Below are 10,847 nucleotides of genomic sequence, written 5' to 3'. Positions count from 1 at the left end.
CGCGAGTGGATCAAGGGCACCCCAGCTAGGGCATTTTCGGCTCGAACCTGCCCACCTTTGGAAGGAGTCCCCATGCGGAGGAGATCCGCGCTCCCCACGGCCGCCGCCGGCGGTGCAGTGATCGCGGCGACGGCACTGGCCGCCGCCCTACTCCCCGCGCCAGCGATGGCGCAGCAGAGCACTTTCTGGGTCAATCCGGATATGTCGTCCGCCCAGTGGGTGGCGCAGAACCCGAACGACCCCCGCGCCGGCCTGATCCAGGACCGGATCGCGACCGTGCCCCAGGGCACCTGGTTTACCCAGCACAACCCCGGCACCGTGCAGGGCCAGGTCTCGGCGGTGGTGGACGCCGCCGCAGCGGCCGGGCAGATCCCGGTGCTGGTGGTCTACAACGTCCCCAACCGGGACTGCAGCAACCACAGCGCCGGTGGCGCCCCGAACCACTCCGAATACCGCGCCTGGGTCGACCAGGTGGCGGCCGGGCTGAACAACCAGCCGGCGTACATCGTGCTTGAGCCCGATGTGTTGCCGTTGATGAGCAGCTGTATGGACGCCGGAGAGCAGGCCGAGGTGCGGGACTCGATGGCCTACGCCGGGAAGGCGCTCAAGGCCGGGTCATCCCAGGCCCAGGTGTACTTCGACATCGGTCACTCCGGCTGGCTCGGGGCCGGTGAGGCTGCCAGCCGGTTGACCGGTTCCGATATCAGCAACAGCGCTGACGGCATCGCCACCAACACGTCGAACTACAACTGGACCGACGACGAGATCGGGTACGCCGCCTCGGTGCTCGACGCGATCGGGGACCCCAGCCTCGGTGCGGTGATCGACGTTAGTCGCAATGGTCAGGGCCCGCTCGGTTCCGAGTGGTGCGACCCGGAGGGTCGGGGAGTGGGGCAGCACCCCACCACCAACACCGGGCATCCGCGGATCGACGCGCTGCTCTGGGTCAAGCTGCCGGGCGAGGCCGACGGCTGCGCCGGGTCGGCCGGAGCGTTCATCCCGGACCTCGCCTACGGCATGGCCCAGAACGCCGCGGACCCGGGATCCCCGCCGCCGACCACCCCGCCGACGACCCCGCCGACCACTCCGCCGACCACTCCGCCCACGACGCCGCCGACCACTCCGCCGACCACCCCGCCGGGCGGCGAGTGCCACGTGGAGGTCCAGCTGGACAGCTGGGACAGCGGGTTCGTCGCCAACTACACGGTGACCAACAACGGGGCCGGGTGGAGCGGGTGGACCCTCACCTTCACTGTCCCGAGTGGAGTTGAGCACGTCCATGGCTGGAATGGGTCGTGGACCCAGCAGGGTAACCAGATCTCGGTGACCGGCGAGGGCTGGAACGGCTCGGTCGGCACCGGTGGTTCAACCAGCACCGGCCACCAGGGGACCCACGGCGGCGACCTGTCGTTCAGCGACTTCTCGGTGAACGGTACCGCCTGCACCTCCTCCTGATTGACGTTCCCGCCGATCATGAGCGTCCTTGCAGACACGCCCGGCGTGTCGAGCAACGGGCTCATGATCGGCGGGAATGGAGGGTGGTGGGGTCAGACAAGGGTCAGCGTGACCTGTTCGGCGGCGCTCCGGTCGCCGATCGCGGCCGGGTCGAGGGCCCGGCAGAGCACCGTCGACGCCGCCGTCACCAACGGAGCCAGCAGCCAGTCCAGCGGATCCGGATGGGTCGCGAGATCCACTAGCACCCGGGCGCCAGCGGTGATGCCCAGTTCGGTAGCCCGCGCCTCGGCGAGCCGGATCAGCTCCTGATGCGTCAGCGAGGTCGCCAGGTCGGTACCCGCGACCGGGCTAACCGCGGCAAAGTGGTCGCCGTGCTGGCGTACCGCGGTGACGTAGTCGCTTACCCCCGCTGGGACCTCCCGCATCGGCGCCGCGAGCGGAGCCAGCGCCAGGCCGTACACCTCGTCTGCGGCGCCGGCGTAGCGCTCGGCCCGGTCGGCGGCGGCGAAGACGACCGTTGCCGCCGCCGGGAGCCCTGGGTCGGCGGGCCCACCGAGCACCGGGGCGGCGACCCGGGCGCCGGCTGTCCAACAACCGACCAGTACGGCGGCGGACTGCCAGTGCGACGGTATGTCGACGATTGCGGTGTCACCGGGGGCGAGGCCGACCTCATCGACGAGCAGATTGGCGGTCTTCGCGACCCAATTTCCCAGCGTGGCGCCGGAAAGTTCGACCCGTTCCCCAGTCTGGTCGTCATACCACGTGAGCATCGGGCGGCTCGGGGCGGCGGCGACGGCGGTGGCAAACGCAGCGGGGACCGTGGCGAAGCGCATGCCGAGACGATACGGTGTGGGTCGCGCCGCGTCGCGCCCCCCGTTGGTTCGACATTCCGGCGTAGGCTTGACAGCGTTGCATCATCGTCCCCACTCGTGCAAGGAGTCACCCCGTGACTGCCGGTCGTCTGACCCGCGTACTCGTCGACGCCACTAGTGTCCCGGCTGACCGAGGCGGCGTCGGGCGGTACGTCGATGGTCTGCTCGGCGCGCTGAGCAAGTGGGTGCAGCGGGCGGATCAGCCGGGTGTGGCCGTCCCTGCGGCGTCGGGGACCGGCCAGATCGAGCTGGTGCTGGCTGTGCTGCGCACCGACGTCGAGCGCTATACCCGGATGCTGCCGGGGGTGGAGGTGGTGGGCGCGCCAGCGGCGGTCGCCCATCGACCGGCGCGGCTGGCGTGGGAGCAGACCGGGCTGCCGTTGCTGGCGCAACAGGTCCGGGCCGACGTGCTGCACTCGCCCTTCTACACCTGCCCGCTGCGGGCCTCGTGTCCGGTTACGGTCACTGTGCATGATGCGACCTTCTTCACCGAGCCGGAGCATTACGACAAATCCCGACGCACCTTCTTCCGCAGCGCCATCAAGACCTCGCTGCGCCGGGCTGCCCGGGTGATCGTGCCCAGCAAGGCCACCCGGGACGAGCTGATCCGGCTGTTGGAGGCGGACCCGACCCGGATCGATGTCGCTTACCACGGCGTGGATCACCAGGCGTTCCACCCACCGAGCGATGACGAGAGGGCTCGGGTGCGGGCCCGGCTCGGGCTCGGCGGCCAGCAATACATCGCCTTCCTCGGTGCTAAGGAACCCCGCAAGAACGTCCCCAACCTGATTCGCGGTTGGGTGCGGGCGGTGCGGGACCGGATCGAACCGCCCGCCCTGGTGATCGCCGGTGGGCAGGGGCACGACGACGAGATCGACTCGGCGGTGGCCGAGGTCCCTAGCCATCTGCGGCTGCTGCGCCCCGGCTACCTGCGCTACGCCGATCTGCCCGGCTTCCTCGGCGGCGCGCTGGTCGCCGCGTACCCGTCGTATGGTGAGGGTTTCGGGCTGCCGATCCTGGAAGCGATGGCCTGCGGGACGCCGGTGCTGACCACGCCGCGGCTGTCGTTGCCTGAGGTCGGCGGCGACGCGGTCGCCTACACCAGTGAAGATCCGGCGCAGATCGCGCAGGATCTCGCCGCGCTGCTCGACGACGAGCCGCGCCGGTTGGCCTTGGCGAAGGCCGGGTTGGACCGGGCGAAAGAGTTCACGTGGGACTCCAGCGCCGAGGTGCATCTGGCGGCGTGGGCCCGGGCGCTTGGTTGAATCGATTGAGGTCCGGGTAGTCGCCGTCGCCGGTGGAGGCGGTGCGGGATGATGGGCGAGTGCTCTACGCAGTGATCCCCGCGGGCGGCAGCGGTACCCGACTCTGGCCGCTTTCGCGCGCCGACCATCCGAAGTTTCTGCTCACCCTCGCCGGCTCGCCGCGTTCGTTGCTCCAGGAGACGGTGGCGCGATTGCGGCCGCTGGTGCCGGTGGCGCGGACGTTGATCGTCACCGGACAGCCGCACGTCGCCGCGGTCGCGGGGCAGCTTCCCGACGTGCCGTCGGCGAACCTGCTCGCCGAACCGTCGCCGAAGGATTCGGGGGGCGCGATCGGGCTCGCCGCTGCGGTGATCGCGCGCCGCGACCCAGCAGCGATCATGGGCTCCTTCGCGGCCGATCATGTGGTGCGCGACTCCGCCCGCTTCACCGCGACCGTTCAGGAGGCGGTCCGCGGCGCCGAGGCGGGCTGGTTGATGACCGTTGGCATGCGACCTACCCGGCCCGAGACCGGGTTTGGTTATGTGCAACATGATTCGCCGGCCGAGGCCGGGCCGATCCGGCCAGTGCGGCAGTTCAAAGAGAAGCCAGACCATGAGACCGCGGTGGAGTTCCTCCGGTCGGGCGACTATCTGTGGAACGCGAGTATGTTCATCTGGCGGGTGGATGTGTTTCTCGCCGCGCTCGCCCGGCACCAGCCCGAGCTGCACGAGCTGTTGCTGCAGATCGCGGCCGACTGGGACACTCCCCGCCGGGCAGAGACGTTGCATCGGTTGTGGCCGCGGCTGCCCCGGATCGCGGTCGAGTACGCGGTGATGGAGGAGGCCGCGGCCGAAGGGCTGGTGGCGACGGTGCCAGGTGACTTCGGCTGGAGCGACGTGGGCGACTTCCGGAACCTGACCGAGCTGATGCCGGCCGACGACGACGGCAACGTGGTGCTGGCTGACCCGCTCGCTGAGCCGGCCGGCGCCTCCCCGCCAGCGTTGCTGCTGGACAGCCAGGACACGGTGGTAGTGCCGCGGGGTGGGCGGCTGGTCTCGGTGCTGGGTCTGAAGGACGTGATCGTGGTCGACACCCCGGACGCCCTGCTGGTCTGCGCCCGGGACCGGGCGCAGGAGGTCAAGCGTTTCGTCGATCAGCTGAAGGAACGGGGCGACACTGCCCGCCAGTAGCCGATGACCCGTCGTCGATCACTCGTCGGCCCCGACCGTCACCAGCGCGGTCGCGGGCTCGTGGTATTCGACCGCGGTCGCCAGGCCGGCCGCGGCGAGCGCCGCCCGCAACCGGTGGACGTCGCTGCCGAGCCGTAGCGGCGCTCCCGCACTCGTGCCGCGGACGACGCAGGGCGGCCCGTCCGTCACCACCCAGTCGGCTGAGGCCGCGGCCGATCCGGTCACTAGGGCGACGGCCCGGCGGACTTCGGCGAGCGCCGCCGCCGGCAGCGCGTGCAGGGCGAGCGGTGGGGTGTCCGGCAGGGTGGCGGCGGCGCGGAGGCCGGCCGCCCGAGCCTCGGCGGTGCCGAGTGAGAAGAGATCGTCGGCCGGGTTGCGGACCAGCGTCTCGACCACCCCCGGCGGGTCGGCGGTGAGCGTGACGCCGTCGCGGGCCGGCCCGTCCGGCGGCGCCAGCGGCAGGCCGCGTACCACCGCCACCGGCACTCCGTCGATCTTGCCCTTGACCAGGTCAGCGGCGGCTGCCAGCTGATCGACCTGTGCCTGTTGGGTGAGCGTGAGCGGGTTGCCGTACCGGTCGGTCTCACCGCGGTGATCCCGTAGCGGTGGGATACCGGCGGCGCCCAGCGCCACATCGGTCAGGCCGTTGCGCCAGGGGCGGCCCATCGTGTCGGAGACCACCACCGCCACCCGGCGGTGGTGCCGGGCAGCGAGCGTGGCGCGGAGCATCCGGGCCGCGCCGTCCGGGTCCTTCGGCAGCAACACGACGTGATCACTGTCGACGTTGGAGGCATCTACTCCGGCCGAGGCCATCACGAAGCCGTGGTGGGTGGCGACGATCCGGGTCGATCCCCGGGCGGCGACGGTGCGAGCGGTCTCCCCGGCGATCACGTCGATCCGGGCGGTCTCCCGTGCCGGGCCCGGCGCGGGCAGCGGCACCAGCCGACCCTCCGCCTTCGAGATGATCTTGCTGGTGACCACTAGCACATCCCCGTCGGCCAGCCACGGCGCGGCCGTGACGATCAGCTCCGCCAGGTCGGCGCCGGGCGTCACCTCGCCGATACCGGTGACCGGAAAGATCTGCAGACTCACACCAACTCCAGGGCGGTCGCCACCATCGTCGCAGTGGCCTCGTCATCGGTCATCCACAACGGCGCCGGCCGCACCCGGACCCCCGGCACCACGGTGTCGGCGTCCCGGTCATCATCGACCAACCAGGCGTCGAGGATGCCGTCACCGCTGCGCGGGCCGTAGAGCCGGCCCACGCCGGCGGCGCTGCACTCGGCGTCGATCGCGGCCAGACACGCGTCGGCCATCCCCCGCACCGGCGCCCCCGCGATGATCGGCGACACGCCTATCACCGGCGCGCTAGCGGCGCGCACCGCCTCCCGCAGCCCGGGGACGGCCAGGATCGGTGCGATCGACACCACCGGGTTGCTGGGGGCGATCAGGATCGCGTCGGCGCCGCCGATCGCGTCCAGCACCCCCGGCGCGGGTTCGGCGCTCTCGGCGCCGACGAAGACGAAGCGTTCGGCGGGGAGCTTGGCGCGGTGGCGGATCCACCACTCCTGAAAATGGATCGCGGTGGTGCCTGGTTGGTCGGTCGAGGGCACGACCACATGGGTCTCCAGCCGGTCGTCGGTCGCCGGGAGCAGGGTGATCCCGGGCCGCCACCGGTCGCAGAGCGCCTCGGTGACCGCGGAGAGCGGGTAGCCGGCGGTCAGCATCGTGCTGCGGACCAGGTGGGTGGCGAGATCCCGGTCGCCCAGCCCGAACCAGTCTGGCTGCGCGCCGTACGCGGCCAGTTCGTCCTTGACGGTCCACGTCTCGCTGGCGCGTCCCCAGCCCCGGTCGGTGTCCACGCCTTCGCCCAGCGTGTACATCACGCTGTCCAGGTCGGGGCAGACCCGCAGTCCGTGCAGGCTGATGTCGTCGCCAGTGTTGATCACGGCGGTGACCGTCGCCCCCGTGCGCTGGGCGTACGCCCGTGCTCCCCGAAGGAAGCGGGCCCCGCCGATGCCGCCGGCCAGAACCACCATTTTCATCCACCCATGGTGGCGGATGGGTCAGTCAGCGCGGGTGGCGGGTAGGTACTACGCTCCGGGGGCATGACCACCTCCAGCCCAAAATCACTGCGCGACGTCCTCGCCCCGATGCGGGAGCTGCTCGCCTTCGGTCTGCTCGCCGCGGCCGGGTTGGCGCTGCTCCTGGCGTTGACCAGGCTTGTGCCGACCGACTTCGAGCAACGCTACTCGTTGCCGTTTCTGACCCACCTCGAAGAGGCCGAGGGCATCACCGATTATCAGAGCTTCGCGCTGCCGTATCTGACCTATCTCGGTCTTAATTCGATCGGCTTCTTGGCGTTGATCCCGGTGGTGGCACCGTTGCTGGCGGCCCTGCTGGCGGCCGGCCCGGGCGAGCCGATCCGCCGCGGCAAGCTGATCGCCATGATCTCGATGCTAATGCTCGGCATCACCATCTTCATGGGGCTCGTCTTCGAGCTGCTGCTGGGCTTCATCGGAGTGGTCGCCGAACTCTCCTTCTTGGACGGTGTGAAGGGCGTGTTGCTGGCGCAGCTGCCGATGCTGGCGGTGGCGACGCTGGCCGGGCTGGTGGTGTTCCGGATCTGGCAGCAGATGTTCTACGTGCCCAAGCCGCAGCCGGCGGCGCCGGGCGGCTACGGCTACCCGTACCAACAGCAGTACGGCCAGCCTGGTTACCCGCAGCAGCAGTACGGCCAGCAGCCCGGCTACGGCCAGCCCTACGGGGGTCAGCCAGGGTACGGTCAGCCGGGTGACCCGGCCCAGCAGCAGGCCCAGCAGCAGGCCCAGTATGGCCAGCCCCAGGCGCAGCAGCAGGCCCAGCAGCAGGCCCAGTACGGCCAGCCCCAGGCGCAATACGCCGCCCAGCCGGGCCAGCCCGCCCAGCCCTACAGCCAGCCGTTCCCGCAGCAGCAGTCGGCCCAGCCGCAGCCGGGCCAGCCGGGGGAGTCTCAGCCGGCCCAGCCGCAGTCGGCGCCACCGCAGTCGGCCCAGCCGCAGTCGGCGCCGCCGGCGCCGCCCGCTGCCCCCGGGCAGCCAGCCGGTCACGTGTACGGGCAGGGCAGCCCGGCTGCCCCGGCGGGCGCCGAGGACCCGGACGCCACCGGAGTGGTCACCCCGCCGGTGCTTGACCCTCCGGCCGGGGCAGATCAGCCCGGCGCCGCCGGTGATCAGGGTGACGCAGCCAACGGTGGTGACGAGCGGTGGCGGCCGCCGTCGGCCTGACGATCTAGGCTGCAGAGTGTGGTTGCGGTAGCTGACGAGGTGGACCCGGCGCTCCGGCGAGCGCTGCGGCGGGCAGCTGATGGGCGGACTCTCGATGTCACCGAGGCCGCGACGTTGCTGGGCGCCCGCGGCGCGTCGCTGGAGCGCCTGGTCGCGGTCGCCGGTGACGTGCGGGACGCCGGCCTGCGGGACGCCGGCCGGCCCGGGGTGGTTACCTACTCGCGGAAGGTCTTCATTCCGCTGACCCGGCTGTGCCGGGACCGCTGTCACTACTGCACCTTCGCCACCGTGCCGGGCCGCCTGGCCGCCCCGTACCTGGAGCGCGACGAGGTGCTGGCGATCGCTCGGGAGGGGGCTGCCGCCGGTTGCAAGGAGGCGCTGTTCACCCTCGGCGACCGCCCAGAAGACCGGTGGTCGGTGGCCGGAGAGTGGCTGGCCGCGCGTGGCTACGGGTCGACCCTGGATTATCTGCGGGCCTGCGCGATCGCGGTGCTGGAGGAGACCGGCCTGTTGCCGCACCTCAACCCGGGCGTCCTCAGCTGGGGTGAGCTGCAGCAGCTACGGCCGGTGGCGCCCAGCATGGGGATGATGCTGGAGACCACCGCGACCCGGTTGTGGTCGGAGCCCGGCGGCTGTCACTACGGCTCCCCCGACAAGGAGCCCGCGCTCCGGCTGCGGGTGCTCGCCGACGCTGGTCGGGTCGGGGTGCCGTTCACCACCGGCATCCTGATCGGCATCGGGGAGACTCTCACCGAGCGGGCGGAGTCCCTGTTCGCGCTCCGGGGGTTGGCCCGCGAGTACGGACACATTCAGGAAGTCATCGTCCAGAACTTCCGGGCCAAGCCCGACACGGCGATGCGGGCCATGCCCGACGCCGAGCTGGCGGAGCTGGTCGCCACGGTGGCGGTGGCGCGGCTGGTGCTCGGGCCGAGGATGCGGCTGCAGGCGCCGCCCAACCTGATCGACGCGGAGTACGACCAGCTGCTGCGCGCCGGCATCGACGACTGGGGCGGCGTCTCGCCGATCACCCCCGACCACGTCAACCCGGAGCGGCCCTGGCCGGTGGTGGACGAGCTGGCCCGTCGCAGCGCCGCCGCCGGATTCACGCTGCGGGAACGGCTGACCGTCTACCCGCCCTACGTGCAGGCGCCGGAGCCGTGGCTCGACCCCCGGCTGCTGCCGCACGTGCGGGCGCTTGCTGAACCGGCGACCGGGCTCGCCGACCCGGCGGCGACCCCGGTGGGGCGGGCCTGGCAGGAGCCGGACGCGGTGCCTGCCGGCGCTGGCCGCACCGATCTGGCCGAGACCATCGACACGGTGGGCCGCCACGGTGACCGTCGGGGCGACTTCGACTCGGTCTACGGCGACTGGGAAGCGGTGCAACAGACCTCGTCGTCGATCCTGGCCGCGATGGGGCAGGTCGAGGCAGCAGATGCCGCGGCTGGGCAGGTCGAGGTGGGGCAGGTCGAGGTTGGGCAGGCGGGCACCAGCGGGGTGGCCGCCGGGAGCCGGGCGCCGTCGCGGCTGGATTCGGCGGTTCGCCAGGGGTTGACCGTCGCGGCCGAGGACCCTGCGGCGCTGCTCGACCCGGCGCACGAGAGCGCCGCGCTGGCCCTGTTCGAGGCGGACGGGCCGGCGCTGGACGAGCTGTGTCGACTCGCTGATCAGGTCCGGGCCGATACGGTCGGGCCGGATGTGACCTATGTGGTCAATCGCAACATCAACTTCAGTAACGTCTGCTACGTCGGGTGCCGGTTCTGCGCGTTCGCGCAGCGGGAGCGGGACGCCGACGCGTACCGGCTCTCGGTCTCGCAGGTGGCGGACCGGGCGGCGGCGGCTTGGCAGGCGGGTGCGACCGAGGTCTGCCTGCAAGGGGGGATCGATCCGAAGTTGCCGGTCTCCGGCTACGCCGAGCTGGTGCGGGCGATCAAGGAGCGGGTGCCGGGGCTGCACGTGCACGCCTTCTCGCCGATGGAGATCGTGACCGCCGCCGCGAAGGCTGGCGTGTCCATTCACGACTGGTTGGCCGAGCTCCAGGAGGCCGGGCTGGACACCATCCCCGGGACGGCCGCCGAGATCCTGGACGACGAGGTCCGGTGGGTGTTGACGAAGGGGAAGCTGCCCGCCGCGAGCTGGGTCGAGGTGGTAACCGCCGCCCACCAGCTCGGGGTCCGATCAAGCTCCACAATGATGTATGGTCACGTCGACCACCCCCGGCATTGGCTCGGTCACTTCCGGGTGCTGGCGCGGGTGCAGGATGAGACCGGCGGGTTCACCGAGTTCGTGGCGTTGCCGTTCATCCACACCAACGCGCCGATCTATCTGGCGGGGGTGGCTCGACCGGGTCCGACCTGGCGAGAGAACCGAGTGGTGCACGCCATGGCCAGGTTGCTGTTGCACGGCCGGATCGCCAACATCCAGTGCTCCTGGGTGAAGCTCGGGGACGCCGGCACGGTGGAGCTGCTGGGCAGCGGCGGCAACGACCTGGGCGGCACGCTGATGGAGGAGACCATCTCCCGGATGGCCGGTTCGAGTCACGGGTCGGCCCGGGAGCAGGACGAGCTGGTGCGCCTCGCCGCCGCCGCCGGTCGGCCGGCGCGCGAACGCACGACCACCTACGGTCGGCCGGTGGCGCGGGCGGCCTGAGCCGGCCGCTGCGGACTTTCTCGAGGCGACGCGCCGATAGGCCGTTACCCGTACGGGGGCTGGCTCGGTAGGGCAGGTTGCAGGCGCCGTTACGGCGGTGTCGGTCGGCCGATGGCGGAGCCGGCGAGGGTGGCTCACCCGGGCGGCCCTACTTACCAGGTTTCGCTTGACGAC

Annotated in this window: 8 protein-coding genes; 5 read left to right on the top strand and 3 right to left on the bottom strand. The window is 71.4% G+C overall.

Annotation, left to right across the window (positions count from 1 at the left end; all coding sequences use genetic code 11):
• Positions 1 to 72 precede the first annotated feature (72 nt).
• Complete coding sequence (locus JQS43_RS20630) at positions 73 to 1,455, top strand: glycoside hydrolase family 6 protein (RefSeq protein ID WP_239676027.1); 1,383 nt, start codon at positions 73 to 75, stop codon at positions 1,453 to 1,455.
• 92 nt (positions 1,456 to 1,547) lie between these two features.
• Here JQS43_RS20630 and JQS43_RS20625 read toward each other — a convergent pair whose 3' ends face one another.
• Positions 1,548 to 2,288 (bottom strand): TIGR03089 family protein, encoded by a 741-nt coding sequence (locus JQS43_RS20625; RefSeq protein ID WP_239676026.1) that lies wholly within the window; start codon positions 2,286 to 2,288, stop codon positions 1,548 to 1,550.
• A gap of 113 nt (positions 2,289 to 2,401) precedes the next feature.
• Here JQS43_RS20625 and JQS43_RS20620 point away from each other — a divergent pair, with 113 nt between their 5' ends.
• Together JQS43_RS20620 and JQS43_RS20615 are read left to right on the top strand one after the other, a co-directional pair.
• Complete coding sequence (locus JQS43_RS20620; protein WP_239676025.1) at positions 2,402 to 3,592, top strand: glycosyltransferase family 4 protein; 1,191 nt, start codon at positions 2,402 to 2,404, stop codon at positions 3,590 to 3,592.
• A gap of 59 nt (positions 3,593 to 3,651) precedes the next feature.
• A complete protein-coding gene (locus tag JQS43_RS20615) occupies positions 3,652 to 4,761 on the top strand; it encodes a mannose-1-phosphate guanylyltransferase (RefSeq protein ID WP_239676024.1) in 1,110 nt (369 codons plus the stop codon).
• Positions 4,762 to 4,779: 18 nt separating this feature from the next.
• On the opposite strand, the gene JQS43_RS20610 is transcribed toward JQS43_RS20615, so the two are convergent.
• A complete protein-coding gene (locus JQS43_RS20610; protein WP_239676023.1) occupies positions 4,780 to 5,853 on the bottom strand; it encodes a coenzyme F420-0:L-glutamate ligase in 1,074 nt (357 codons plus the stop codon).
• Positions 5,850 to 6,806 (bottom strand): 2-phospho-L-lactate transferase, encoded by a 957-nt coding sequence (gene cofD / locus JQS43_RS20605; protein WP_239676022.1) that lies wholly within the window; start codon positions 6,804 to 6,806, stop codon positions 5,850 to 5,852. The genes JQS43_RS20610 and cofD overlap by 4 nt, the downstream gene beginning before the upstream one ends.
• Positions 6,807 to 6,869: 63 nt before the next feature.
• On the opposite strand from cofD, the gene JQS43_RS20600 reads away from it, so the two are divergent.
• Positions 6,870 to 8,027 carry a hypothetical protein gene (locus JQS43_RS20600; RefSeq protein ID WP_239676021.1) on the top strand — a complete coding sequence of 386 codons (1,158 nt, stop codon included), beginning with the start codon at positions 6,870 to 6,872 and terminating at the stop codon, positions 8,025 to 8,027.
• 18 nt (positions 8,028 to 8,045) lie between these two features.
• Positions 8,046 to 10,673, top strand: coding sequence for a bifunctional FO biosynthesis protein CofGH (locus JQS43_RS20595; protein WP_239676020.1), 2,628 nt, complete (start codon positions 8,046 to 8,048; stop codon positions 10,671 to 10,673).
• Positions 10,674 to 10,847: the final 174 nt, after the last annotated feature.

This window comes from Natronosporangium hydrolyticum, assembly GCF_016925615.1.
Lineage (GTDB): Bacteria > Actinomycetota > Actinomycetes > Mycobacteriales > Micromonosporaceae > Natronosporangium > Natronosporangium hydrolyticum.
Note: the sequence above shows the minus strand (reverse complement) of the source record. Positions and strands in the feature narration are given on the sequence as shown.

Bases quoted from the DNA above. Each gene is read 5' to 3' on its own strand.
- JQS43_RS20630 (WP_239676027.1), top strand. From the start codon at position 73: ATGCGGAGGAGATCCGCGCTCCCCACGGCCGCCGCCGGCGGTGCAGTG.
- JQS43_RS20625 (WP_239676026.1), bottom strand. From the start codon at position 2,288: ATGCGCTTCGCCACGGTCCCCGCTGCGTTTGCCACCGCCGTCGCCGCC.
- cofD (WP_239676022.1), bottom strand. From the start codon at position 6,806: ATGAAAATGGTGGTTCTGGCCGGCGGCATCGGCGGGGCCCGCTTCCTT.
- JQS43_RS20600 (WP_239676021.1), top strand. From the start codon at position 6,870: ATGACCACCTCCAGCCCAAAATCACTGCGCGACGTCCTCGCCCCGATG.